At 70.5% G+C, this 24,276-nt stretch carries 20 protein-coding genes and 1 tRNA gene; 9 read left to right on the top strand and 12 right to left on the bottom strand.

What is annotated here, in order from left to right:
- Positions 1-17: 17 nt before the first annotated feature.
- Together ACXNSR_RS20970 and ACXNSR_RS20965 are read right to left on the bottom strand one after the other, a co-directional pair.
- Positions 18-1,661 (bottom strand): polyamine aminopropyltransferase, encoded by a 1,644-nt coding sequence (locus ACXNSR_RS20970; RefSeq protein ID WP_458637073.1) that lies wholly within the window; start codon positions 1,659-1,661, stop codon positions 18-20.
- A 116-nt stretch (positions 1,662-1,777) separates the two neighbouring features.
- Positions 1,778-2,326, bottom strand: coding sequence for a DUF2617 family protein (locus ACXNSR_RS20965; RefSeq protein ID WP_458637072.1), 549 nt, complete (start codon positions 2,324-2,326; stop codon positions 1,778-1,780).
- Positions 2,327-3,061: 735 nt separating this feature from the next.
- Here ACXNSR_RS20965 and ACXNSR_RS20960 point away from each other — a divergent pair.
- Together ACXNSR_RS20960 and ACXNSR_RS20955 are read left to right on the top strand one after the other, a co-directional pair.
- Positions 3,062-4,252, top strand: coding sequence for a pyridoxal phosphate-dependent aminotransferase (locus ACXNSR_RS20960; protein WP_458637071.1), 1,191 nt, complete (start codon positions 3,062-3,064; stop codon positions 4,250-4,252).
- 148 nt (positions 4,253-4,400) lie between these two features.
- Positions 4,401-5,591, top strand: a complete 1,191-nt coding sequence (locus tag ACXNSR_RS20955; protein ID WP_458637070.1) for a hypothetical protein — start codon at positions 4,401-4,403, stop codon at positions 5,589-5,591.
- 3 nt (positions 5,592-5,594) lie between these two features.
- Here ACXNSR_RS20955 and ACXNSR_RS20950 read toward each other — a convergent pair whose 3' ends face one another.
- A complete protein-coding gene (locus tag ACXNSR_RS20950; protein WP_458637069.1) occupies positions 5,595-6,140 on the bottom strand; it encodes a type III secretion system chaperone family protein in 546 nt (181 codons plus the stop codon).
- A 129-nt stretch (positions 6,141-6,269) separates the two neighbouring features.
- On the opposite strand from ACXNSR_RS20950, the gene ACXNSR_RS20945 reads away from it, so the two are divergent.
- Positions 6,270-6,746 (top strand): hypothetical protein, encoded by a 477-nt coding sequence (locus ACXNSR_RS20945; RefSeq protein WP_458637068.1) that lies wholly within the window; start codon positions 6,270-6,272, stop codon positions 6,744-6,746.
- Positions 6,747-6,827: 81 nt separating this feature from the next.
- Here ACXNSR_RS20945 and clpB read toward each other — a convergent pair whose 3' ends face one another.
- Positions 6,828-9,428: an ATP-dependent chaperone ClpB gene (gene clpB, locus ACXNSR_RS20940; protein WP_458637067.1), complete on the bottom strand. Its 2,601-nt coding sequence runs from the start codon at positions 9,426-9,428 to the stop codon at positions 6,828-6,830.
- A 122-nt stretch (positions 9,429-9,550) separates the two neighbouring features.
- Between clpB and ACXNSR_RS20935 the strand changes: the two genes are divergently transcribed.
- A complete protein-coding gene (locus ACXNSR_RS20935) occupies positions 9,551-9,964 on the top strand; it encodes a pyridoxamine 5'-phosphate oxidase family protein (RefSeq protein WP_458637066.1) in 414 nt (137 codons plus the stop codon).
- A 134-nt stretch (positions 9,965-10,098) separates the two neighbouring features.
- Here the strand turns inward: ACXNSR_RS20935 and ACXNSR_RS20930 are convergent, their stop codons facing one another.
- Positions 10,099-10,380, bottom strand: coding sequence for a Rieske (2Fe-2S) protein (locus ACXNSR_RS20930; protein WP_189744130.1), 282 nt, complete (start codon positions 10,378-10,380; stop codon positions 10,099-10,101).
- A gap of 386 nt (positions 10,381-10,766) precedes the next feature.
- Here ACXNSR_RS20930 and ACXNSR_RS20925 point away from each other — a divergent pair, with 386 nt between their 5' ends.
- The gene (locus tag ACXNSR_RS20925) at positions 10,767-11,843 is read left to right on the top strand and encodes a helix-turn-helix transcriptional regulator (RefSeq protein ID WP_458637065.1); all 1,077 of its coding nucleotides are present in this window, start codon (positions 10,767-10,769) and stop codon (positions 11,841-11,843) included.
- 115 nt (positions 11,844-11,958) lie between these two features.
- On the opposite strand, the gene ACXNSR_RS20920 is transcribed toward ACXNSR_RS20925, so the two are convergent.
- Genes ACXNSR_RS20920 through dnaK form a run of 4 tightly spaced genes read right to left on the bottom strand, consistent with a single transcriptional unit; the run spans position 11,959 to position 16,146 of the window.
- Positions 11,959-12,429: a heat shock protein transcriptional repressor HspR gene (locus tag ACXNSR_RS20920; protein ID WP_458637064.1), complete on the bottom strand. Its 471-nt coding sequence runs from the start codon at positions 12,427-12,429 to the stop codon at positions 11,959-11,961.
- A 1-nt stretch (position 12,430) separates the two neighbouring features.
- Positions 12,431-13,612 (bottom strand): molecular chaperone DnaJ, encoded by a 1,182-nt coding sequence (gene dnaJ / locus ACXNSR_RS20915; protein WP_458637063.1) that lies wholly within the window; start codon positions 13,610-13,612, stop codon positions 12,431-12,433.
- A gap of 39 nt (positions 13,613-13,651) precedes the next feature.
- Positions 13,652-14,302: a nucleotide exchange factor GrpE gene (grpE, locus tag ACXNSR_RS20910; protein ID WP_458637062.1), complete on the bottom strand. Its 651-nt coding sequence runs from the start codon at positions 14,300-14,302 to the stop codon at positions 13,652-13,654.
- The gene (gene dnaK / locus ACXNSR_RS20905; protein ID WP_030009743.1) at positions 14,302-16,146 is read right to left on the bottom strand and encodes a molecular chaperone DnaK; all 1,845 of its coding nucleotides are present in this window, start codon (positions 16,144-16,146) and stop codon (positions 14,302-14,304) included. Before dnaK ends, grpE begins: the two co-directional genes overlap by 1 nt.
- A 222-nt stretch (positions 16,147-16,368) precedes the next feature.
- Here dnaK and ACXNSR_RS20900 point away from each other — a divergent pair, with 222 nt between their 5' ends.
- Positions 16,369-16,968: a sugar transferase gene (locus tag ACXNSR_RS20900; protein WP_458637061.1), complete on the top strand. Its 600-nt coding sequence runs from the start codon at positions 16,369-16,371 to the stop codon at positions 16,966-16,968.
- Positions 16,969-17,078: 110 nt separating this feature from the next.
- On the top strand, positions 17,079-19,778 hold the full coding sequence (locus ACXNSR_RS20895; RefSeq protein ID WP_458637060.1) for a heterodisulfide reductase-related iron-sulfur binding cluster: 2,700 nt from the start codon (positions 17,079-17,081) through the stop codon (positions 19,776-19,778).
- Between the two features lie 164 nt (positions 19,779-19,942).
- Here the strand turns inward: ACXNSR_RS20895 and ACXNSR_RS20890 are convergent, their stop codons facing one another.
- A complete protein-coding gene (locus ACXNSR_RS20890) occupies positions 19,943-20,716 on the bottom strand; it encodes a hypothetical protein (RefSeq protein WP_458637059.1) in 774 nt (257 codons plus the stop codon).
- A 324-nt stretch (positions 20,717-21,040) separates the two neighbouring features.
- On the opposite strand from ACXNSR_RS20890, the gene ACXNSR_RS20885 reads away from it, so the two are divergent.
- Positions 21,041-21,964, top strand: a complete 924-nt coding sequence (locus tag ACXNSR_RS20885; protein ID WP_458637058.1) for a Yip1 family protein — start codon at positions 21,041-21,043, stop codon at positions 21,962-21,964.
- Between the two features lie 78 nt (positions 21,965-22,042).
- Here ACXNSR_RS20885 and ACXNSR_RS20880 read toward each other — a convergent pair whose 3' ends face one another.
- Both ACXNSR_RS20880 and dcd read right to left on the bottom strand, forming a co-directional pair.
- Complete coding sequence (locus ACXNSR_RS20880) at positions 22,043-22,540, bottom strand: phosphoribosyltransferase (RefSeq protein WP_030009869.1); 498 nt, start codon at positions 22,538-22,540, stop codon at positions 22,043-22,045.
- Positions 22,537-23,124 carry a dCTP deaminase gene (gene dcd / locus ACXNSR_RS20875; RefSeq protein ID WP_458637057.1) on the bottom strand — a complete coding sequence of 196 codons (588 nt, stop codon included), beginning with the start codon at positions 23,122-23,124 and terminating at the stop codon, positions 22,537-22,539. Before dcd ends, ACXNSR_RS20880 begins: the two co-directional genes overlap by 4 nt.
- 458 nt (positions 23,125-23,582) lie before the next feature.
- Here dcd and ACXNSR_RS20870 point away from each other — a divergent pair.
- Positions 23,583-23,653, top strand: a tRNA-Gly gene (locus ACXNSR_RS20870).
- Positions 23,654-24,276 lie beyond the last annotated feature (623 nt).

Below are 24,276 nucleotides of genomic sequence, written 5' to 3'. Positions count from 1 at the left end.
GACGGGAGCGCACCGGGTCACGAATACCGCGGGTGCGGCAGCGTCGACGGCGGCAGTCCGGGTACCCGGGTGCGTTCCGCGTCCCGTGCGGCGTCCTGCAGCGAGCCGGTCGACAGCGAGCGCAGCGCGGGCGTGTCGCGGTCCACCCGCAGGGGCGGGTCCTGGTCCCTGGCGGCCAGGACGAAGCCCCAGTCCTGCGGCGGCGCGTCGGTCGCGCCGTGGGGGGTGCGGTCGGGTCCGGCGGCGAAGCCCGTGAGGCGGCCGCCGGCGCTGTAGGGGGCGGTGCGCAGGCCGGCCGCGCGGAGGGTGGAGTCGACGGTCCAGTACGCACGCGGGCGCGTGGCCAGCGGTCCGGCGTGCACGGCGATGCGGCCCCCGGGGCGCAGGGCCCGCGCGGCCAGCCCGTAGAACTCCTGCGAGTACAGCTTCGTGCTGGGGGTGATGCCCGGGTCGGGGAGGTCGGAGAGGATGACGTCGAAGCGGTCGTCGGCGGCGGGCCCCCGCAGCCAGCGGAAGGCGTCCTGTGTGACGACGGCGAGCCGCGGGTCCTCGTACACCCGGGCGTTGAGCGCGGAGAGCATCGGATCGGTGCGGGCGAGGCGGACCACGCCGGGGTCGATCTCGACGACGGTGACGGAGGAGACGTCGCGGTAGCGGAGCACCTCGCGCGCGGCCAGTCCGTCGCCGCCGCCGAGGACCAGGACGCGGGTGTGCGGGCCGGTCATCGCGGGGTGGACCAGCGCCTCGTGGTAGCGGTACTCGTCGTAGCCGCTGACCCGCAGCCGCCCGTCCAGGTAGAGGTCGAGGGAGCGCGGCGAGCCGGTCCGCGGCCCGGTGAGCACCAGCTCCTGCACCTCGGTCTGGACGGCGACCCGCACCTCCCCGCCGTAGACGGCGCGCCGGGCGGTCCGCTCGAAGTCGTCGGCGAGGACGGTCGCGGAGGCGAGCACGACCAGTACGGTCACGTTCGCGCCGATCAGCAGCCAGCGGCAGCGCCGGCTCAGGTCCCGGCGGAACAGCCACAGGACCAGCCCGCCGCCGACGATCACGTTGACGGTGCCGGTGACCATGGCACCGGTGAGCTGGCCGAGCACCGGGAGCAGCAGGAAGGGGAAGGCGAGGCCGCCGACGAGGGCGCCCACGTAGTCGGCGGCGAACAGGTCGGCGACGGCCCCGCCCGCGTCCTGCCTGCGGATGCGCTGGATGAGGACCATCAGCAGTGGGATCTCCGCGCCGATGAGCACCCCGATGGCGAAGGAGAAGGCGACGAGCGCGGGGCGGGACTCCCCCAGCCAGGCGAAGCTCGCGTACAGCGCTATGGCCGACAGCCCGCCGAGGAGGGCCAGCCCGGCCTCGATGGCGCCGAAACCGAAGGCCGGCCGGTGGCGGAAGCGCTTGGCGAGCAGGGAGCCGACGCCCATGGCGAAGACCATGACGGACAGCACGACCGACGCCTGGGTGACGGAGTCGCCGATGAGGTAGGTACCGAGGGCGAGCAGCTCCAGCTCGTACACGAGCCCGCAGGCGGCGCAGACGAACACGGTGGCCAGGACGAGGAGTCGGCCGGTCCGGGGCCGTACGGGCAGGGCCGCCGGGGCGGTCGCGGCGCCCCGGGGATCCGGAGCCGGGAGTACCCGGCGCGGGACGGAACGGTCGATCATGCAGCGAACCGTACGTCACCGCCCACCCGCATCCGGTCACCCACATGGGTGTAACTGGCGTACCGATCCGGCCAGTTGGCGTAACCATGGCGGGATAATCGCGCCCCCCGCGCCCGCTACGTGAGCGCGGGCGATTCCAGGGCCGCCGTCGCGGGCGCCCCGATCCGCACGCCCACCCGCGTCCGGGTGGCCACCAGCTGGCCCTCCTGCGGGTACGCGTGCCAGGTCCGCCAGCGCACCTGGCCCTCGTAGCGCTGCGCGAGCATGGCGGTGAAGGCGTGCGGGCTTCCGGGAAAGGTCCCCGCTAGTCCGTTCGGGTGGTCCGCCACCAGGGCGAGCAACTCCTGGGCCCGCCCGGCGAAGGAGCCGCGGGAGAGGGTTTCGACGCGCGCGGCGAACTCGTACTCCCAGTCGCCCACCCGCTTCGCCACGCCGAGCGGCAGCGGCGTACTGCTGCCGGGCATACAGGCGACGGTCTCCGAGCAGAGCACCTCCCCCTCCTCCAGGAGCACCTGGTGGGACGCCCCGAGCAGGCGCAACTCCACCTTCGCACCCGAAAGTTCGAGGTTCAGTACGGCCAGGGCGGGCAACCGGTCCCGACCCAGGGCCCAGGCGAGATCGGCGGCACGCGTGTCGGTGTATGAGGTCTGGAGGGTCGTGAGCATGAGTCGGCTCCGCAAACGCGCGAGGGAGATGGGCCGGGGCCCGCCAGCGGTAGCAAGCACGGGTGGGGGGAACACCGGCACGGGTCCACAGGAAGTCCCGGGAAGTCCGAGGACTGGTCTACTCAACCGAGGGAATCATGAAAGGCACGGCACTCACAGCGTTTTTACCCAACTTGACGGGGTTTACATCCCCCCGGGGGCTTCGCAGTTCACGTGTTCAAGAAGTTGCGTCCCGCGCGTCGCCATGCATCGGCGAACAGGAGGGCGCCGAACGGCAGTCGGGCCGTCGGACGCCCTCGTCCGCGCGGCGCCGCGCGGGTGTTTCGCGGGTGTTTCGCGCATGCCGGGCCGAGGCCCTCGCACCGCCCCCGCGTCAGCTGGAACCGCCGCCGCAGCCGCCGCCACCGCCGCACGAGGAGGACGACCCCCCGCACGAGGAGGACGATCCGCAGCCGCCGCCCGAGGAACCACCGTCACCGCTCCACCAGCTGCTGTGGCTGCGCCCGCCCCGGCGTCGGGACGGGCCCCCGCCCGCGGACGACCGGACCAGCTTGGCAAGGAAGTACGCCGCGACGAAGAGCAGGATCACAACGAAGACGAACCCCATGTCCGCCACCTCTCTCACACCCCGGTCTTCCCGGGGGAGCGGGATCCCCGCGTCCCGCGTGAAGGGGAAATGCCCCCGGGCCGCGCGGCCCAAAGCACACTTGAGGAAGTCCAGAGGTTGCCCCCAGGATGACGACCATGAGCACACCCGTGAGCAGCGACCGCCCCTTCCTGAACCGCCGCCTGGCGGCCTTCGGCACGACGATCTTCGCGGAGATGTCGGCGCTGGCCACGCGCACCGGTTCGATCAACCTCGGCCAGGGTTTCCCCGACACCGACGGCCCGGCGCAGATCGCCGAGGCGGCCTCCCGCGCGGTCCTCACGGGACTCGGCAACCAGTACCCGCCGGGCCCGGGCGTCCCGGAGCTGCGCACCGCGATCGCCGCGCACCAGAAGCGCTTCTACGGGCTCGACCACGACCCCGACACCGAGGTCCTCGTCACCGCGGGCGCCACGGAGGCCATCGCCGCCGCCCTCCTCGCCCTCCTGGAGCCGGGCGACGAGGTCATCGCCCTGGAGCCGTACTACGACTCGTACGCGGCCTGCATCGCCATGGCCGGCGCGGTGCGCGTCCCCGTCACCCTGCGCCCGCACGCCGGGGCCTTCGCCCTCGACCTGGACGAACTGCGCGCCGCCGTCACCCCGCGCACCCGCCTGCTGCTCCTGAACACCCCGCACAACCCGACGGGCACCGTCCTGACCCCGGCCGAACTCACGGCGATCGCCGAGCTGGCGGTCGAACGCGACCTGCTGGTCGTCACGGACGAGGTGTACGAACACCTGGTCTTCGAGGGCGCCCACACCCCGCTGGCGGGCCTCCCGGGCATGCGCGAGCGCACGGTCACCATTTCGTCGGCCGGCAAGACCTTCTCGTTCACGGGATGGAAGGTCGGCTGGGTCACCGCGCCCCCGGAGCTGATCACGGCGGTCCGCTCGGCGAAGCAGTTCCTCACCTATGTCTCCTCGGGGCCCTTCCAGTACGCGATCGCCGAGGCCCTCGCCCTGCCCGACAGCTACTACGACGCCTTCCGCGCCGACCTGGCCGCCAAGCGCGACATCCTCGCCGACGGCCTCACGGCGGCCGGCTTCGAGGTCTTCCGCCCGCAGGGCACGTACTTCATCACCACCGACATCACCCCGCTCGGCGAGAAGGACGGCCTCGCCTTCTGCCGCGCCCTCCCGGAGCGCTGCGGCGTGGTCGCCATCCCCAACCAGGTCTTCTACGACGACAAGGCCGCGGGCCGCACCCAGGTCCGCTGGGCCTTCTGCAAACGCGAGGACGTTCTGCGCGAGGCCGCCGAGCGGCTGCGGCGGCTCTAGGGCTCCCTTTCGGACCGGCCGTTCCGACAGCGGTCACCACGCGTCCTTGCGGGGTTGTGGGGGCGGTGTGAAGCTGTGCGTCGTGCACGTGCCCGAAGCCCTCACCGCCCGGTGAGCGGAACCACCGCGAGCTGGAAAGTCGGGACCCATGGCAACGGGCAGAGCGGCCGTGTCCGCGTCGCCGCTGGAGATGCGCGCGGTCCGGGCCGTGCGGTCGGCCGCGCCGACCACCGTGATCGCGCTCGGGGTGTTCGCCGCCGTGCGCGGGGCCGGGGTGCTGGTGCTCGGCCTCGGGGCCTGGTGGGCCGGACGGGATCCGCTGAAGGTGCTCGGCAGGTCATGGGACTCGGACTGGTACCTGCGGATCGCCGCCCACGGCTACGGGCGGACCCTGATGTGGCCCGAGGCCACCACCGGGACCGGGCCCGTCCAGAGCGACTACGCCTTCTTCCCGCTCTACCCCACCCTGATACGGGTCGTCTCCGGGATAGTGCCCGGCGGGATGGTCCCCGCCGCGCTCCTCGTCGCGTGGGTCTCCGCCGCCGTGGCCGCCCTCGGGATCTACCGGGTCGGAGAACGGGTGGCCGGCCCGCGTGCCGGGCTGCTGCTCGTGGGGCTGTGGGCGGCGCTGCCGCACGCCGTGGTGCTCACCCTCGCCTACACCGAGGCCCTGCTGGCCGCCTTCGCCGCCTGGGCGCTGTACGCCCTGCTGCGCGGCCGCTGGCTGTGGGCCGCCGGCCTCGCCGTACTGGCCGGGCTGACCCGGCCCACCGGGCTGGCCGTCGCGGCCGCCGTCTCGGCCATGGCCCTGTACGCGATCGTCGTACGGAGATCCCGGGCACCCGAGGTGTGGCTGGCCGGGCTGGTGGCCCCGGCGGGCTGGACGGCGTACGTCCTGGCCGTCGGGGCGAAGGTGAGCGACCCCTTCGGCGGCTACTTCGCCGTGCAGCGCGGCTGGGGCTCCCGCTTCGATTTCGGCGTCGGGGCGCTGCGCTCCGCCGAGCGGGTGCTGACCGGCGGGAACGTGCCGCTCGCCACCACCGTGACGGTGGTCCTGCTGGCCGCGGCCGGGCTGCTGGCGGTGCTGCTGGTACTGGACCGCACCCCGCTGCCGCTGCTCGCGTACACCGCGGTCCTGCTGGTCATCGGCTTCGGCGGGGCCGGCTTCTTCGAGTCCAAGCCGCGCTTCCTGCTGCCGGCCTTCCCGCTGCTCCTGCCGCTGGCCGCCGTCATGGCGAAAGCCCGGCCGCGCACCGCGGTCGTGGTGACCGCGGTGGTGGCCGGGCTCGGATACGGCTACGGGCTGTACCTGCTGCTGATCGCCCGCGTGCCGCTGTAACGGCTAGCTGTCGGTGTCGCCGTTGCTGTCGTCGTCGCCGTCGGTGGAGTCGATGTCCTGCTCCAGGCCGAGCTGCTCGACGAGCCACTTGTCGAACTCGATGGACGCGCGGACCCAGCTGACCGTGGAGGACACGAAGTGCTCCAGGTTGACGCCGGTGCCGATCAGCATCTGCGCCTCACCGATCAGGCGGACCGAGCCGTCGTCGTGGGTGTGGCTGTAGACCTTCGGCCACAGGGTGCGGCGGTTCCAGTCGTCGATCGACTCGAGAAGCTGCGGCTTCTCGTCGATCTTGTGCGGACGGTCGTAGAAGGTCCGCACCGAGAAGACCTGCTGCTCGTCCTCGCCGCGGAACATGAAGTACGTGCGGAACTCCTCCCACGGCGCCGCGAGGTCACCCTCGTCGTCGACGACGTACTTGAGCTCCATCTGCTCCAGCAGCTGCTTGACCAGATCCTGGTCGGGGACGACGGGGCCCGCCGGTCCTGTGGCCTGCGGATCGGGCTGCTGCCCTCCGAAGTTCGGAATCGAGGCCGGGTCGATGCTCACCGTGTTTTCCCTTCGTGCGGATACCTGCATCCTCCCCCATCGCGCCCACCTCATGTCCAGCCCCGGCGGCTACGATCCGCTCCGGGCAGAACGAGTAAGAACCGAGTAAGAACCAGGTAAGGGGGGCGCATGGCCCTGCGCGGTGCGTTCGGGTCGGCCCTCGGGCTGCCGCTGGCCGTCGGCCTCGCCGTGGGCGCAGCCGTGTGCGCCGCCGTGCTGTGGCAGGCTGCGGAGGATCCGGGCGAGGAGGGCGGTCCCCGAGGGACGGCCGACTGCGCGCGGGTCATGGAGTTCGCCCGGATGGCCCCGCCGGCGGGCATGCGGGACGCGAAGTGCGACCGGACCGGGGCGGCCGACGGCCGCACGACGGTCCTGGGCACGTTCCGCATGGAGCACGCCGATGTCGAGGCGTGGGTCGCGTCCTTCCCGAAGGCACCGGAGCAGGTCGGCTGCCCCGGACCCCATCCGGAGAACTACGACCCGGAGAGCGAGGGGTGCTTCGCCCTCGCCCACGACGCGCCGCAGCCCGGCCGGGCGGCCGGGCTGCGCATGCGGATCACCCCGGAGGTGGGCACGACCGCGAAGGTCCGCTTCGACGCGTCCTGAGGCGGCCGGCGGTTCCGGTGCCGGCAGCGCTGCCGGTGCCGGCGCCCCGGACCGGCGGCGTCCCGGAGCGGCCGCCCCGGCTCAGAGGGCCTTGCCGACCAGCAGGTCCTCGCCCGCCACGTCGACCCGTACGGTGTCGCCGTCCCGGACCTCGCCGGAGAGGATCTCCTTCGCCAGGCGGTCGCCGATCGCCGTCTGGATCAGGCGGCGCAGCGGCCGGGCGCCGTACGCCGGGTCGTTGCCCTTCTCGGCCAGCCAGGCCAGGGCCTCGGGCGTGACGTCCAGGGTCAGCCTGCGGTCGGCCAGGCGCTTCGCGAGCCGGCCGATCTGCAGCTCGGCGATGTGCGCCAGCTCCTCCCCGCTCAGCGCGGAGAAGACCACCAGGTCGTCCAGCCGGTTGAGGAACTCCGGCTTGAAGGAGGCCCGCACCACGTCCAGTACCTGCTGCTTCTTCTGGTCGGCCGGGACGGCCGGGTCCATCAGGAACTGGCTGCCCAGGTTCGAGGTGAGGATCAGGATGGTGTTGCGGAAGTCCACGGTCCGGCCCTGGCCGTCCGTGAGCCGGCCGTCGTCCAGGACCTGCAGCAGGACGTCGAAGACCTCGGGGTGGGCCTTCTCCACCTCGTCCAGGAGCACCACGCTGTACGGGCGGCGGCGCACCGCCTCGGTGAGCTGGCCGCCCTCCTCGTAGCCGACGTAGCCGGGCGGGGCGCCGACGAGACGGGCCACGCTGTGCTTCTCGCCGTACTCCGACATGTCGATGCGGACCATGGCCCGCTCGTCGTCGAAGAGGAAGTCCGCGAGCGCCTTGGCCAGCTCCGTCTTGCCCACGCCCGTCGGGCCGAGGAAGAGGAACGAGCCGGTCGGGCGGTCCGGGTCGGCGATGCCGGCCCGGGTGCGGCGCACGGCGTCGGAGACGGCCCGGACGGCCTCGCCCTGGCCGATCAGACGGCGGCCCAGCTCGTCCTCCATGCGCAGCAGCTTCTGGGTCTCGCCCTCCAGCAGGCGGCCGGCCGGGATGCCGGTCCAGGCGCCCACCACGTCGGCGATGTCGTCGGGGCCGACCTCGTCCTTGACCATCGAGTCCTTGGAGTGGCCGGTCTTGGAGGCCTCCGCCTCCTCCTCGGTGGCCTCCGCCAGCTCGCGCTCCAGGGTCGGGATCTCCCCGTAGAGCAGCTTGGACGCGGTGTCGAAGTCGCCGTCGCGCTGGGCGCGCTCGGCCTGGCCGCGCAGGTCGTCGAGGCGCTCCTTGAGCTCACCGACCCGGTTGAGGGACTGCTTCTCCTTCTCCCAGCGGGCGGTCAGCCCGCGCAGCTCCTCCTCCCGGTCCGCGAGGTCCTTGCGGATCTTCTCCAGGCGCTCGATCGAGGCCGGGTCGGACTCGTTCTTCAGGGCCAGCTCCTCCATCCGCAGCCGGTCCACGGAGCGCTGGAGCTCGTCGATCTCCAGCGGGGAGGAGTCGATCTCCATGCGCAGCCGGGACGCGGCCTCGTCGACGAGGTCGATGGCCTTGTCGGGGAGGAAGCGGGAGGTGATGTACCGGTCGGAGAGGGTCGCGGCGGCCACCAGCGCGCTGTCGTTGATGACGACCTTGTGGTGGGCCTCGTAGCGGCCCTTGAGCCCGCGCAGGATCGCGATCGTGTCCTCGACGGACGGTTCGGCGACCAGCACCTGCTGGAAGCGCCGCTCCAGCGCCGGGTCCTTCTCGATCCGCTCGCGGTACTCGTCGAGGGTGGTCGCACCGACCATCCGCAGCTCGCCGCGGGCCAGCATGGGCTTGAGCATGTTGCCCGCGTCCATGGCCGAGTCGCCGCCGGCGCCCGCGCCGACGACCGTGTGCAGCTCGTCGATGAAGGTGATGATCTGGCCTTCGCTCGACTTGATCTCGGCCAGGACGGTCTTCAGCCGCTCCTCGAACTCGCCGCGGTACTTGGCGCCGGCGACCATCGCGCCGAGGTCCAGGGAGACGAGGCGCTTGTTCTTCAGGGACTCGGGGACGTCGCCCTTGACGATGCGCTGGGCCAGGCCCTCGACGACGGCGGTCTTGCCGACGCCGGGCTCACCGATGAGCACGGGGTTGTTCTTCGTGCGGCGCGAGAGCACCTGTACGACGCGGCGGATCTCGTGGTCGCGGCCGATGACCGGGTCGAGCTTGCCCTCACGCGCGGCCGCCGTGAAGTCGGTGCCGAACTTCTCCAGGGCCTTGTACTGGCCCTCGGGATCGGGGGTGGTCACCCGCCGTCCTCCTCGTGCGTTCTGGAAGGCGTCCAGCAGCTTCTTCGCCGTCGCGCCCTGGTTGGAAAGGACCTCGCCGGCCGCGCCGCCCTTGGCGGCGACGGCGATGAGGAGGTGTTCGGTGGAGAGGTAGTCGTCGCCGAGCTTGCCGGCCTCCGCGTCCGCCTCGGCGAGTACGGCGAGCAGGTCGCGGGTGGGCTGCGGCGGCGCGACGGTGGAACCGGTGACGCTGGGCAGGGCGGCGAGCAGCCGCTCGGCTCCGGCCCGGACGGCGGCCTGGTCGGCGTCGGTGGCGACCAGCAGGTCGATGACGTTCTCGTTGTCCTCGCCGGCGAGCAGGGCCAGCAGCAGGTGCGCGGGGGTCAGATCCGCATGACCGTCCTTGACGGCCCTGCTGGTGGCCGCGTTCAGCGCGTCCCGGCTCTTGTTGGTCAGTTCGGCGTCCACTGCGTCTTCTCCTCTCCCCGAGGGGTAGTCCCACAACAACACTGACAGAGTCAGCGTATGCAAAGTTGAGTCTATTCCACTCAAGGCAAGTGGGGACACCGTTGCCCCGTACCCTTCGGGCCATGTCCCATGACGTACTCAACCCGACGCCCGAGTACCTCGCCTTCTGGCAGGAGCGGCACGTCTGCACCCTGACCACCCCGCGCCCCGACGGCACGCCCCACGTGGTGCCGGTGGGGGTGACGTACGACCCGGAGGCCGGCCTGGCGCGGGTGATCAGCAACCGGCACAGCAAGAAGGTGCGCAACGTCCTGGCGGCGCAGGAGGCGCAGCCGGAGGGCGCGCGGGTGGCGGTCTGCCAGACGGCGGGGCGCCGCTGGGCCACGCTGGAGGGCCGTGCGGTGATCCGCACGGACGAGGCGTCGGTCGCCGACGCGGTGGCGCGCTACGCGGAGCGCTACGGGCGCACGCCGTCGCCCAATCCCGACCGGGTCGTCATGGAGATCACCCTGGACCGGGCCATGGGGCGCGCGTAAGCCGTTGATTCTTCATCTTGTCCGGTTCAGGCACTGGACGCGGACATCACAACGGCGCCATCGTGGTCAGGTCCACGATGGCGCCGTTGTGTGGGGGTAGCGCCTGAGCGATCTGGAACGACGGGGGAATCGCTTCAGGCACTGCGGGGGGTGGCGGTGGTGATATCGGGTTCGAAGAGCTGGTGGTCGCGCTGATCGAGATTGACGAAGACCATTCCGTAGCGCACCTCGCAGCGGACGGGCTGCGGCGCGCCCCGCGGGCGGCGCAGGCACCGGTAGGCACGTACGTCCTCGTCCTCCTCGCGCACGACGACGATCGGTTGACCGAACAGGGTGACCATCACCGAATCGCCAGGGTGGGGGATGGCCGTGGCGAGGTCGATGAACTGCCAGCCCGAACGGTAGGCGGAGGCCATCTCGCGGCGGAAGCCGCGGTCGTCGGGGGTCACGCGGACACCGCCACAGGCGCCTCGGTCCAACCCGTATCGCCGCTGCCGCCCAGCTGGGCACTGGTCCAGCCGGTGTCCGCGTACTTACCCGCGGGCGCGGTGGTCCAGCCGGTGTCGTCCGTGCTCGTCAGGCTCGTGCCCTGACCGTCCCTAGCGCTCCCCGCGTCACTTTCGACGGCGCTGACTGCCCCAAAAACCGCAACGGCGGAGAAAACTATGGCAAGCACCGAGCGAAGCATTCTCTTGTACATGGTCGGCTTCGTCCTCACTTGATGGAATCCTCTCCCCCGCGTGACAGACGATGGCTCATTCAGGCACGTCAATGCCACAGGGACGATGCATCATGTTCTTGCATGTTCAGGACCCTGGGGGGTGGAGATTTGACGCGGATCGAGACAAAAGCGACACATCCCCACCCTGTGACGTCCATGTGCGCCGAGGGGACGCGGCTCTACGCGACCGCGCTGAGCACCGGCCGGATAGCCCGGGGCGAGATCCAGAACGCCCCCTGCCTGCTTGAATTCGCTCTTCTGCAGCCCGACCCGGATGACGCGAACCAGCTCCGCCCGGTTCCCCCGTCCGTAGCTTTGGCTCAACGGCTCCATCCGATTGAACGCGAGATCCAGGACCGCCGGCGCAGCGCTGTAGATCTCACCGACACTTTCGAGCCTTTCCTGGCCATCAGCGCACAGAGCCCGGCCAACACCCACGCCATCACGGTGCTGGAGGGCTTCGAACAGATCAACGCCGCCCTGAACCTCGCGACGGCCGAATGCCATACCGAGGTGCTGACGGTCCAGCCGGGCGGCGCCCGGCCCTCCCTGGCCCTCACCCAGGCCCTGGAACGCGACCAGCCGCTGATCGACCGCGGTGTCAGCATACGGACCCTGTACCAGCACACCGCACGGCACAGCCAGGGCACGCTCGCCTACGTGGAGCGGATCTCGACGGGCAAGGTGGAGATCCGCACCCTGGAGGAGCTGATCGAGCGCCTGATCATCTTCGACCGTACCGTGGCCTTCATCCCGGTGAGCGACGACCGCCGGGTCGCCCTGGAGCTGCGCCACCCGGGCCTGGTCGACTACCTCATCAAGGTGTTCGAGCAGCTGTGGCACCGCGCCGTGCCCCTCCAGGAGGAGGTGACGTACCGCAGCACCCCCGGCGGCATATCGGGCGTGCAGCGGACCATCGCCCAGCTCCTGATCGAGGGCCACGTCGACGAGGCCATCGCGCGCCGCCTCGGCATGAACGTGCGCACCTGCCGGGCGCACATCGCCAAGCTCGCCACCACCCTCGGCAGCGGCAGCCGCGCCCAGCTCGGCTACCTCATCGCCCGGTCGGGCATCCTGGGCCGCCCCTCGGACCCCGAACAGGACTGCGAGGGCCACCCGGACCACGAGGACCACGACCCGGACCGGGAAGGGCTCTGAAACCCCGTCGGCGGCCCTGCGCGGGCCCCGATTCGAAAGAGCGGTCGCGGGCACGGGAAGGCCCCGCCCGGATCACTCCGGGCGGGGCCTTCCCCGTGTCTGCTGTTCCCGCCGGTCAGTCCAGCGGGCGCTTCGGGGTCGGGCGCCAGACCACCAGGGCGCTGCCCGGCTGCGGGGGGCTGTACGGGACCAGGTCGCGGCGGTACGAGGCGTGGACCTGGGCCTCGCGCTGCTGGAGGACCGCCGCGGCGCCGTCCACAGCGGCCGAGAGCTCGGCCACGCGCTGCTGGAGCGCGGCGACCTGGTTCTCCAGTTCGATGATGCGCTTGATGCCCGCCAGGTTGATGCCCTCGTCCTGCGACAGCGCCTGCACCGTACGGAGCAGTTCGATGTCACGGGCCGAGTAGCGCCGGCCGCGGCCGGCCGTACGGTCCGGGGAGACCAGGCCGAGGCGGTCGTACTGGCGGAGGGTCTGTGGATGCAGACCGGAGAGCTGGGCGGCCACCGAGATCACGTAGACCGGGGTCTCGTCGGTGAGTTGGTAACCGCTTCCCAGACGGGAAGACTGTCGTCGGCGGCCGTCCATGTCATGCTCCCTTCGCGGACTCGAACAGCGCGGAGCGCGGGTCCTCGGACCCGGTCGCCTCGCGGTACATCTCCAGGGCCTCGCGGGCCTTGTCGGACAGTTCGGTCGGGACCGCGACCTCCACCGTGACCAGCAGGTCGCCGCGGGTGCCGTCCTTGCGGACCGCGCCCTTGCCGCGGGCCCGCATGGTGCGTCCGCCCGGGGTGCCCGGGGGCAGCTTCAGCGTCACCGAGGGGCCGTTCAGGGTCGGGACCTTGATCTCGGCCCCCAGCGCCGCCTCCGCGAACGTCACGGGCACGGTCACCGTCAGGTTGTCGTCCTTGCGGCCGAACACCGGATGGGAACCGACGTGCACGACCACGTAGAGGTCACCGCCGGGACCACCGCGCTCGCCCGGCGCACCCTTGCCGCGCAGCCGGATCCGCTGGCCGTCGGAGACGCCCGCCGGGATCCGGACCTGCATGGTGCGGGAGCTGCGGGCGCGCCCGCTGCCCTTGCAGACGTCGCAGGGGGTCTCCGCGATCAGGCCGCGGCCCTTGCAGTCCGCGCAGGGGTCGGTCAGCGAGAAGCCGCCGCCGCTGCCCCGCGAGACCTGGCCGGTGCCGACACAGGTCGGGCACACCCTGGGGGTGCCGTTCTTGTCGCCGGTGCCCGAGCAGGCCCTGCAGGGGGCCTGGGAGGACATCCGGAGCGGGACCGTGGCCCCGTCCACCGCCTCCGTGAAGGAGAGGGTGACCTCCGACTCGATGTCCTGGCCGCGGCGCGGCTGGGTACGGGTGCCCGCGCCGGGGCCGGGGCCCCGGTTGAAGAGGCCGCCGAAGACGTCACCCAGCCCGCCGCCGAAGCCGCCGGCCTGGCCGGCGCCCTGCTGCTGGCCCCCGAAGAGGTCGCCCAGGTCGAAGTTGAACGAGCCGCCACCGCCCGGCCCGGGGCGGAAGCCACCGTTGCCGAACAGGGCGCGCGCCTCGTCGTACTCCTTGCGCTTCTTGGCGTCGCCGAGGATGTCGTTCGCCTCGGAGATCTCCTTGAAGCGCTCCTCGGCGGAGGCGTCGCCCTTGTTGGCGTCCGGGTGGAACTCGCGTGCGAGCTTCCGGTACGCCTTCTTGATCTCGGCCTCGGTGGCGTCCTTCGGGACACCGAGGACCTTGTAGTAGTCCTTCTCGACGAAGTCCTTCGTGCTCATCCCCGGTGTCCCTCCTCCCGTGCTTCTACGTGTACTGCGTCAGCCCTTGTCGGCTGCATCCGTGTCCTCGCCGGACGGCTTGTCGCCCTCCGCGGACTCGGACTTGGGGGCCGCGCCCGGCTGGGGCTCGGCCACCGCGACCCGTGCGGGACGGATCGTACGCTCGCCGATCCGGTACCCCGGCTGCAGGATCGCCACGCAGGTGTCCTCGGTGATGTCCGGCGCGTACGAGTGCATCAGGGCCTCGTGAATCGTCGGGTCGAAGGGCTCGCCCTCCTTGCCGAACTGCTGCAGGCCCATCTTGGCGGCGACGGTCTCCAGCGATTCGGCCACCGACTTGAAGCCGCCGACCAGCTCGCCATGCTCCCGCGCCCGGCCGATGTCGTCCAGGGTCGGGAGCAGCTCCGTCAGGAGGGACGCGACCGCGATCTCCTTGACGGTGATCCGGTCCCGCTCCACCCGGCGGCGGTAGTTCTGGTACTCGGCCTGGAGCCGCTGGAGGTCCGCGGTGCGCTCGGAGAGCGCGGTACGGGCCTGGTCCAGCTGCGCCAGCAGCGCCACGTCCTGGCTTGAGTCCCCGGCCGGGGCCGCCTCGTCCTTGGCGGAGTCGGCGGCCTTCGGCTCAGCGTCGTTCTGACCGGCGTCGGGGACTTCGGGCTTCTCGTCGAAGCCCGGGGTCTCCTCCGACATCAGGCAGCGCCGCCCTTCGGCTTCTCGTCGTCGACGATCTCGGCGTCGACGACGTCGTCGTCGGCCTTGGCCTGGCCCGCGTCACCCGCGCCGCCGGCGGCCTGGGCGGCCTGGGCGTCGGCGTAGATGGCCTGGCCGAGCTTCTGGCTGACCGCGGCGAGCTTCTCCGTCGCGGTGCGGATCTCGGCCGTGTCCTCGCCCTTGAGCGATTCCTTCAGCTCGGCGACGGCGGACTCGACCTCGGTCTTGACGTCGGCCGGGACCTTGTCCTCGTTGTCCTTGACGAACTTCTCCGTCTGGTAGACGAGCTGCTCGCCCTGGTTGCGGGACTCGGCCGCCTCCTTGCGGCGCAGGTCCTCGTCCGCGTACTGCTCCGCCTCCTGGCGCATGCGGTCGACCTCGTCCTTGCCGAGCGAAGAGCCGCCGGTGACGGTCATCTTCTGCTCCTTGCCCGTGCCGAGGTCCTTCGCGGTCACGTGCATGATGCCGTTCGCGTCGATGTCGAAGGAGACCTCGATCTGCGGGACGCCACGCGGGGCCGGCGGCAGGCCGGTCAGCTCGAACATGCCGAGCTTCTTGTTGTACGCCGCGATCTCGCGCTCGCCCTGGTAGACCTGGATCTGGACGGACGGCTGGTTGTCCTCGGCCGTCGTGAAGATCTCGGAGCGCTTCGTCGGGATCGTGGTGTTGCGCTCGATCAGCTTGGTCATGATGCCGCCCTTGGTCTCGATACCGAGGGACAGCGGGGTCACGTCGAGGAGCAGGACGTCCTTGACCTCACCCTTGAGCACACCGGCCTGGAGGGTGGCGCCGATGGCGACGACCTCGTCCGGGTTGACGCCCTTGTTGGCGTCCTGACCGCCGGTGAGCTCCTTGACGAGCTCGGCGACGGCCGGCATACGGGTGGAGCCGCCGACCAGGACCACGTGGTCGATCTCGGACAGCTGGATGCCGGCGTCCTTGATGACGTTGTGGAACGGGGTCTTGCAGCGGTCGAGCAGGTCCGCGGTCAGCTGCTGGAACTGGGCGCGCGTGAGCTTCTCGTCCAGGTGCAGCGGGCCCTCGGCGGAAGCCGTGATGTAGGGCAGGTTGATCGTGGTCTCCGTGGAGGAGGACAGCTCGATCTTCGCCTTCTCGGCGGCCTCGCGCAGGCGCTGGAGCGCCATCTTGTCCTTGGAGAGGTCCACGCCGTGGCCGTTGGCGAACTGCTTCACCAGGTAGTCGACGACGCGCTGGTCCCAGTCGTCACCACCGAGGTGGTTGTCACCGTTGGTGGCCTTCACCTCGACGACGCCGTCGCCGATCTCCAGGAGCGACACGTCGAAGGTGCCGCCACCGAGGTCGAAGACGAGAATGGTCTGGTCGTCCTTGTCCAGGCCGTAGGCCAGGGCGGCGGCCGTCGGCTCGTTGACAATGCGCAGGACGTTCAGGCCCGCGATCTCGCCGGCCTCCTTCGTCGCCTGACGCTCGGAGTCGTTGAAGTAGGCCGGGACGGTGATGACCGCGTCCGTGACCTTCTCACCCAGGTAGGCCTCGGCGTCGCGCTTCAGCTTCTGCAGGATGAAGGCGCTCATCTGCTGCGGGTTGAAGTCCTTGCCATCCAGGTTGATCTTCCAGTCAGTGCCCATGTGGCGCTTGACGGAGCGGATGGTCCGGTCCACGTTCGTGACCGCCTGGCGCTTGGCCACCTCGCCGACGAGGACCTCGCCGTTCTTGGCGAAGGCGACGACGGACGGCGTGGTCCTGGCGCCCTCGGCGTTGGTGATGACGGTGGGCTCGCCGCCTTCCAGAACGCTGACGACGGAGTTAGTGGTGCCCAGGTCGATGCCGACCGCACGTGCCATTTCGATTCCTCCAGCTGACTTGAGTGGAACAGACTCAACCATGCCGCATCGCCGCGCTCGCGTCAACAGAACTGAGTCGGGTCGACTCAACCTTTAGCCGCTGCTTACGCGCAACCCTGGGGGCTCGGGCCCGGCCCGGCCTCCCGCGGCACTGCGGCCGAACGGGTCACCGCGGCCGCGCGCCACCACAAGACCGCCACGGGCATGCGGCAGCGTGCTGGCATGCCCCTCACACTCACCGCTCCGCGCGTACGGGTCCCCACCGCCCCGCCGGCGAAGCGGGTGCTCGACCTCGTCGGGGCAGTGGCACTGCTCACGGTGCTCGGCCTGCCGCTCGCGGCCGTCACCGCCCTGCTGTACGTGACCCGGGGCGGCCGCCCCTTCGTACGGGAAGCCGCGGTGGGGCTGGGCGGCAGGCCGTTCCGCACGTGGCGCCTGCGCACCGGAGTCGGCGACGGCGACGGCGACGGCGACGGCGACAGCACTGACACCGGCGGCGGCACCGGCGGCGGCACCGGCGGCGGCCTGATCGGTGCGGCCCTGGACCGGTGCGCCCTCGACGGCCTCCCGCAGCTGCTGAACGTGATCCGCGGCGAGATGTCGCTCGTCGGGCCGCGCCCGCAGGCCCGCACCGACCACCCCGAGCGGCTCCTCGTACGCCCCGGAATGACCGGATTGTGGCAGGTCAGCGCGCGTTCGGACCTCCCCTGGGAGGAGATGGCCCTGCTCGACCGGCATTATGTGGAGAACCACTGGCTCGGGATGGACCTCGCGATCCTGGCGCAGACCCCGCGTGCGGCGTACCGGCAAAGGGTCGCCTGAGCGACACAGATCACCGCACGCTCGGCTACATTGCGGCGTCGGGAATGGGTAACCTCAAGCCTTGACTTCATAAGTTACCGCTTAGTAAGTGCCGCCCGAGGAGCCCTTCCATGCAACTCGCCGCGATCATCGTGTCGCTGGTCATCACGGTGGTGGCCGTCGCACTGTTCGGCCGTGCCATCGTGCAGATCTACCGCTTCGTGCGACTCGGCCAGCCTGTGCCCGCGGGCACGCGCACCGGCGATCCCACGCAGCGCACCATCACCCTGGTCAAGGAGTTCCTCGGCCACACCCGTATGAACCGCTGGGGAATCGTCGGCTTCGCGCACTGGTTCGTGGCGGTGGGCTTCTTCTCGCTGCTGCTGACGATCGTCAACGCCTTCGGCCAGCTCTTCCAGGCCGACTGGCTGATCCCGATCATCGGTGACTGGCTGCCGTACGAGATCTTCACCGAGTTCCTCGGCCTGATGACCGTGCTCGGCATCGTCACCCTCATCGTGATCCGGCAGCTGAGCCGGCCGAGCGCGGCGGGCCGCAAGTCCCGCTTCGCGGGCTCCAAGACGGGCCAGGCGTACTTCGTCGAGGCCGTCATCCTGATCGTCGGCGTCTGCATCATGACGCTGCGCGCGCTGGAGGGCGCCCAGCACGGCGTCGACGGCTGGGAGCCGGGCTTCTTCGCCTCGTACCCGCTGATCGCCGCCTTCGACGGGCTGAGCCTGAGCACGCTCCAGTACCTGACGTACTTCTTCGCCGCGCTCAAGATCGTCACGTCCTTCACCTGGATGATCACGGTCTCGCTCAACACCAACATGGGTGTCGCCTGGCACCGCTTCCTCGGCTTCCCGAACATCTGGTTCAAGCGGAACGCGGACGGCTCCACGGCCCTCGGCGCCCTGCAGCCGATGACCTCGGGCGGCAAGGAGATCGACTTCGAGGACCCGGGCGAGGACGACTCCTTCGGTGTCTCCCAGGTCGAGCAGTTCTCCTGGAAGGGCATCCTCGACTTCTCCACGTGTACGGAGTGCGGTCGCTGCCAGTCGCAGTGCCCGGCATGGAACACGGGCAAGCCGCTGTCCCCCAAGCTGCTCATCATGTCGCTGCGCGACCACGCGCACGCCAAGGCCCCGTACCTGCTGGCCGGCGGCGGCAAGGACATGGAGGGCAACGAGAAGGCCACGGCGGAGCAGCTCGCCGGTGTCCCGGCCGCCGCTCTCGCGGAGGCCGAGCGCCCGCTGATCGGCACCGCCGAGGAGAACGGCGTCATCGACCCGGACGTGCTGTGGTCCTGCACCACCTGCGGTGCGTGCGTGGAGCAGTGCCCGGTCGACATCGAGCACATCGACCACATCGTCGACATGCGCCGCTACCAGGTGATGATCGAGAGCGCGTTCCCGTCGGAGGCGGGCACGATGCTCAAGAACCTGGAGAAGAAGGGCAACCCCTGGGGCCTGGCGAAGAAGCAGCGCGTCGAGTGGACCAAGGAGGTGGACTTCGAGGTCCCGATCATCGGGAAGGACGCGGAGGACCTCTCCGAGTTCGACTACCTCTACTGGGTCGGCTGCGCCGGCGCCCTGGAGGACCGGGCCAAGAAGACCACGAAGGCCTTCGCGGAGCTGCTGAACATCGCGGGCGTCAAGTTCGCGATCATGGGCGGCGACGAGAAGTGCACCGGTGACTCGCCGCGCCGCCTGGGCAACGAGCCGCTGTTCCAGCAGCTGGGCCAGGAGAACGTGGCCATGCTGAACATGGCGTTCGGCGAGGACGACGAGGACCCCTCGACGAAGAAGCCGAAGTCGGCGAAGCGGATCGTCTCGACCTGCCCGCACTGCTTCAACACCATCGCGAACGAGTACCCGCAGCTGGGCGGCGAGTACGAGGTCATCCACCACACGCAGCTGCTGCAGCACCTGATCGACGAGGGCCGCCTCACGCCGGTCACGCCGGTCGACGGTCTGATCACGTACCACGACCCGTGCTACCTGGGCCGGCACAACAAGGTCTACACGCCGCCGCGCGAGATCATGTCGGCCGTGCCGGGTCTGCGTCAGCAGGAGATGCACCGCCACAAGGAGCGGGGCTTCTGCTGTGGCGCCGGTGGCGCGCGGATGTGGATGGAGGAGCGGATCGGCAAGCGCATCAACAACGAGCGCGTCGACGAGGCCCTGTCCCTGAACCCGGACATCGTCTCCACCGCCTGCCCCTTCTGCCTCGTGATGCTCACCGACTCGGTGAACGGCAAGAAGAACGACGGCCAGGCGAAGGAACACGTCCAGGTGGTCGACGTGGCGCAGCTGCTGCTCGACTCGGTGAAGGCCCCGGGCCCGACGGAGGCCGAACTGGCCGAGCTCGCGGCGCAGGCCGAGGCGGAGGCCGCGGAGGCCGCTGCCGCGAAGGCCGCGGCGGAGGCGGAAGCCAAGGCGAAGGCGGAGGCCGAAGCGAAGGCCAAGGCGGAAGCCGAAGCGAAGGCGAAGGCGGAGGCGGAAGCCGAGGCGAAGGCGAAGGCCGACGCCGAAGCGGAGGCTGCGGCTGCGGCTGCGGCTGCGGCTCCTGCCGAACCGGAGGCGGGCGCCGAGGCTGAGGCGAAGCCCGCGGCAGAGGCAAAGCCGGAAGCCGACGCCGAGTCGGCGGCCGACGCGAAGCCCGAGGCCGACACCGAGCCGAAGGCCGACGCCGAGGCAGAGCCGAAGCCCGAGGCAGAGGCAAAGCCCGAGGCCGACGCCGAGCCGGTGGCCGAGGCGAAGGCTGACGCTGACGCCGAGCCGAAGGCGGAGGCCGAGAAGAAGGCCAAGCCCGAGGCCGAGGCCAAGTAGGACCCCGGCAGGGCCCCAGCAGGGCCCGGCGGGCCCCGCGCAGGGCACCCGCAAGGGCCGACCCAGCCAGCCGGGCACGGCTGGGCACGCACGAACCGGAACGGCCGGTCCCCCACCCCGGGGGACCGGCCGTTCCGTCGTGCGGAGGGGGGGGCGGGAAGGGCTCAGCCCTGACCCCGCAGCACGGCGAAGCCCAGCCCGGCCGCGTCCGCCGCGGCCGTGCCGCCGCCCGAGGCGACCGTCTTCGCGCCCTTCCCGGTGCCCTGCCCCTGCCCGACCAGGCCGGCCGTGTGCTTCTCGATCAGCCTGCCGCTGAAGTCGTACACCCAGCTCTTCCCGCCGCCCCTGCCGTCGACGACGAACTTCTCGCGCTGGCCGTCCCGGACGAGCCCGTACGTCCAGCCGTCGTGGTGGACGCTCGGACGTCGCAGGTCGATCGTGGCGAGCGCGGCGCGGCCCTTCGGCGTGGAGATCTCGACGCGCTTGCCGTAGGGGCCGTCCACGAGCCTGGCGGTCCGCCCGTCGGGCATGGCGATCCGCACGGAGCTCTCCTTCCCGGTCTGCGGCTTCGGCGCGCCGACCATCCAGGAGGTGACGGTGCCGTTCGGCCGGAGCACGACGCGCAGGCCGTTGCTCTGCCCGTACGACGCCGCCCCGTCCTTGCCGACCAGCGTGTCCAGCTTCGTGGAACCGGCGAGGACGTCCGCCTCGAAGTGGCTCTTGCCCACCTTGTAGACCTTGGCGACGGACCCGTCCGCCAGCTTCACGGTGGTGACGTACGCACGGACGCTCGCGGCCGGTTGGACGGCCGGCAACACCTCCGGCCCCGGTACGGCCGGAGAGTCCGCGAAGGCGGACCCGACCGGGAGGGCCAGGACGGTGGCCGCGCCGACGACGACGGCGGCGCTGCGGAGGCTGGTTCGGCGAGTGATGCGCATGTGGGGCTCTTCCGTGTCTCGTGTACTCGTGCTCGTTCGTGCTCGTTCGTGCTCGTGCTCTTCGTGGTCGTTCGTGGTCGTTCGCCCTGCGTGGCGACGACGAGTACGAAGCTACGGACCCGATATGTGCGTATCCCATCGGGAACGTAACAAAGAGCCCCAGAACACAACACAGACCCGTAAATCGGGTATGCCGCAAGATCGGGCACGGGGTGGGGACAGCTCCTCCGGGATCCCCTAAGGGATGTCACAGGTCAGCCGCAAAGGGTGGCTGTTCCGGCTGCCCGTCCACGCGTGCCCGCCGGACCAGGTACGTTCGATCACGTGGCTGGATTCAGGATCGGACGCGGCAGGGACAACGACCGCTCTCCGCAACAACCCCCGCAGCAGCAGCAGTCGTACGGTCAGCAGCAACCGCCGCCGTACGGCCGGCCGCCCTACCCTCCCGTCGGCGGCCCGCCACCGCAGCAGCAGTGGCCGCAGCCGGGCGCGGGAGGTCACGGCGAGCCGGAGTACTTCGACCCGTACGGGCAGCAGCAGCCGCACGCGCAGCAGCCCCCGTACGGCCACGGCGGCGGGGGCCACGGCGGCGGGGGCGGGGGCTACAACGACAACCCGGGGCACACCCAGGTCTTCGCCGTCGGCGAGGACCCGTACGGCCAGGGCGCGACCTACCAGGCGGGCGCGGCCTCGGCGGTGCCGTCCGGGCCGCGGCTGCCGTGGAAGGAACTGCTCCGCGGCATCGTGACGCGACCGGGGCAGACCTTCCTGCAGATGCGCGACTACGCGGTCTGGGGCCCCGCGCTGATCGTGACCTTCCTCTACGGGCTGCTCGCGGTCTTCGGCCTCGACGACGCCCGCGAGGACGTCATCAAGGCGACCGTGCCGAAGGCCATCCCGATCGTCCTGTCCGCCGGCGTGGCCTTCGTCATCTGCGGCCTGATCCTGGGCGCGGTCACGCACACCCTGGCCCGCCAGCTGGGCGGCGACGGCGCGTGGCAGCCGACGGTGGGCCTGTCGATGCTGGTCATGTCCATCACGGACGCGCCGCGCCTGCTGTTCGCCGTGTTCCTCGGCGGCGACAACATGGTCGTACAGGTGCTGGGCTGGGCGACGTGGGTGGCGGCCGGAGCGCTGTTCACGTCACTGATCAGCAAGTCGCACGACCTGCCGTGGCCGAAGGCCCTGGGCGCGTCCGCGATCCAGCTGGTCGCCCTGCTGTCGATCATCAAGCTGGGCACGATCTAGCTCGACCCCGCACACGAGAGGGCCCGCCGCGCACTGTTCGCGCGGCGGGCCCTCTGCGTGATGTCCGGCGGCCGACGGCTAGGCGTCGAGGACCTGGCCCTCACGCTTGACGACGGGCGGCTCGACCGACCAGGGGAAGTTGATCCACTCGTCGGTCTTCTTCCACACGTACTCGCACTTCACGAGGGAGTGGGACTTCTCGTAGACGACGGCGGAGCGCACCTCGGCGACGTGGCCCAGGCAGAAGTCGTGGACGAGCTTCAGCGTCTTGCCGGTGTCGGCCACGTCATCGGCGATGAGGACCTTCTTGTCGGTGAAGTCGATCGCCTCGGGCACGGGCGCCAGCATGACCGGCATCTCCAGCGTGGTGCCGACGCCGGTGTAGAACTCCACGTTCACGAGGTGGATGTTCTTGCAGTCGAGCGCGTACGCCAGGCCGCCGGCGACGAACACGCCGCCGCGGGCGATGCTCAGGATGATGTCGGGCTCGTAGCCGTCGTCGGCGATCGTCTGCGCCAGCTCGCGCACGGCCCGCCCGAAACCGTCGTAGGTCAGGTTCTCGCGTACGTCGCTCATGCCTCGTGCCTCACCTGGGTGCGGTGGAAGTTCTGGAAGGAGCGCGAGGCGGTCGGCCCGCGCTGCCCCTGGTACCTGGATCCGTAGCGCTCGCTGCCGTACGGGTACTCGGCGGGCGAGCTGAGCCGGAACATGCACAGCTGCCCGATCTTCATGCCCGGCCAGAGCTTGATCGGCAGGGTGGCGAGGTTCGACAGCTCCAGGGTCACGTGACCCGAGAACCCGGGGTCGATGAACCCGGCGGTCGAATGCGTCACCAGGCCGAGGCGGCCCAGGCTGGACTTCCCCTCCAGTCTGGAGGCGATGTCGTCGGGCAGCGAGATGACCTCGTACGTCGAGGCGAGGACGAACTCACCGGGGTGGAGGATGAACGCCTCGTCACCCTCCGGCTCGACCATCCGGGTCAGGTCCGGCTGCTCGATCGCCGGATCGATGTGGGCGTAGCGGTGGTTCTCGAACACCCGGAAGAACCGGTCGAGACGTACATCGATGCTGGAGGGCTGCACCATCGATTCCTCGAACGGGTCGATGCGAACCCGTCCGCTGTCGATCTCGGCCCGGATGTCTTTGTCAGAGAGAAGCACGTCCCGAGGATACGCAGAGCGCGCGGGCCACCCCCAATCGAGAGCGACACCCGCGCGCCCGCCCGGCGACTACCGCTTCGCGCCGCCCACGGGCACGGCATGCCGCAACCGCGCGCACCGCGGACACCGCAGCAACCGCCCGGGGCCGATCCGGCCGGCACCGAGGTGCTGCAGCGGGAAGGAGGCGGTACTGAAAACGTGCCCTTCGGCACAACGGACGACGGTGTGCTCCATCGAGTCCCTTTCCCCAACGAGCCGTACTGCGACGAATCGCCACATTAGGGGATGATCGGCACCCACTCCAGCCGCCGCTCCGCACCCACACGGTACGCCCCAACTCCCGCCCGCACACGCCCCGGTGTACCCCACACACGACAACGACCCCGCGGCAAATTCACCGGGGGTCGATCATGAGGTAGAGTGAGCAACGCTAGGGATCCAGGCAACTGGCTCACAATGCGGATGTAGTTTAATGGTAGAACATGAGCTTCCCAAGCTTATAGCGCGGGTTCGATTCCCGTCATCCGCTCTCGCAAGAAGGCCCAGGTCAGCGACCTGGGCCTTCTTCGTTGTCTAGACCTCTCCGGCCCTTCCGTGCCCTCCACGTGCCCCAACTCGCGCGAATAGCCTGGCTGGAGGGCACGCCGCGCCCCACTTCGCCCTTCGCGCAGCGGGGCGTCTCGAATCCCGAGACGACTTTGATGTGACCTGCGACATACTGGAAGCCCTGTTGCGGACGTTCGCCTTCTGAAAGCCCGCACAGCAGCCACCCTTCGAGCAGGGTCGGCTGCGTACATCAGCACGTCATCAGGGCCGTTGGGCACGAATGTCGCGGGAAGAGTCCGCGGGCGGGAGTGAGGACGACCGCGTCGAGACCGGCGCCGACGGAGGTGGTGACGCTGGCGGCGGCGTAGAACCTGGTGCAGCGTCTCGCATGAAAACGGCGTAAGTGGTCAGGGCCCCGCGCAGACCGGCGCCGAGGAGGAGCTGCACGTTGCGGCCGGCCGCGGACTGGCGCACGATCCGACAAGGATGTTCCCGAATACACGACCATGATCACGACTTGGCGCCAAGCGATGTGTCCCGGGGTCGTTCAACCGCGCGAGCTAACCCCGCCCGCTTCAGATCGACGCCATTGACGTCGGTGGCCGC

Source organism: Streptomyces sp. NC-S4 (assembly GCF_054353315.1).
This window is presented reverse-complemented; position numbering and strand designations above follow the sequence as displayed.

Bases quoted from the DNA above. Each gene is read 5' to 3' on its own strand.
- ACXNSR_RS20920 (WP_458637064.1), bottom strand. From the start codon at position 12,429: ATGGACGGCCGCCGACGACAGTCTTCCCGTCTGGGAAGCGGTTACCAA.
- ACXNSR_RS20970 (WP_458637073.1), bottom strand. From the start codon at position 1,661: ATGATCGACCGTTCCGTCCCGCGCCGGGTACTCCCGGCTCCGGATCCC.
- ACXNSR_RS20965 (WP_458637072.1), bottom strand. From the start codon at position 2,326: ATGCTCACGACCCTCCAGACCTCATACACCGACACGCGTGCCGCCGAT.
- ACXNSR_RS20900 (WP_458637061.1), top strand. From the start codon at position 16,369: ATGCCCCTCACACTCACCGCTCCGCGCGTACGGGTCCCCACCGCCCCG.
- ACXNSR_RS20895 (WP_458637060.1), top strand. From the start codon at position 17,079: ATGCAACTCGCCGCGATCATCGTGTCGCTGGTCATCACGGTGGTGGCC.
- ACXNSR_RS20960 (WP_458637071.1), top strand. From the start codon at position 3,062: ATGACGACCATGAGCACACCCGTGAGCAGCGACCGCCCCTTCCTGAAC.
- ACXNSR_RS20935 (WP_458637066.1), top strand. From the start codon at position 9,551: ATGTCCCATGACGTACTCAACCCGACGCCCGAGTACCTCGCCTTCTGG.
- ACXNSR_RS20925 (WP_458637065.1), top strand. From the start codon at position 10,767: ATGTTCAGGACCCTGGGGGGTGGAGATTTGACGCGGATCGAGACAAAA.
- ACXNSR_RS20880 (WP_030009869.1), bottom strand. From the start codon at position 22,540: ATGAGCGACGTACGCGAGAACCTGACCTACGACGGTTTCGGGCGGGCC.
- ACXNSR_RS20890 (WP_458637059.1), bottom strand. From the start codon at position 20,716: ATGCGCATCACTCGCCGAACCAGCCTCCGCAGCGCCGCCGTCGTCGTC.
- ACXNSR_RS20955 (WP_458637070.1), top strand. From the start codon at position 4,401: ATGGCAACGGGCAGAGCGGCCGTGTCCGCGTCGCCGCTGGAGATGCGC.
- ACXNSR_RS20930 (WP_189744130.1), bottom strand. From the start codon at position 10,380: ATGGCCTCCGCCTACCGTTCGGGCTGGCAGTTCATCGACCTCGCCACG.
- dnaJ (WP_458637063.1), bottom strand. From the start codon at position 13,612: ATGAGCACGAAGGACTTCGTCGAGAAGGACTACTACAAGGTCCTCGGT.
- grpE (WP_458637062.1), bottom strand. From the start codon at position 14,302: ATGTCGGAGGAGACCCCGGGCTTCGACGAGAAGCCCGAAGTCCCCGAC.
- ACXNSR_RS20945 (WP_458637068.1), top strand. From the start codon at position 6,270: ATGGCCCTGCGCGGTGCGTTCGGGTCGGCCCTCGGGCTGCCGCTGGCC.
- dnaK (WP_030009743.1), bottom strand. From the start codon at position 16,146: ATGGCACGTGCGGTCGGCATCGACCTGGGCACCACTAACTCCGTCGTC.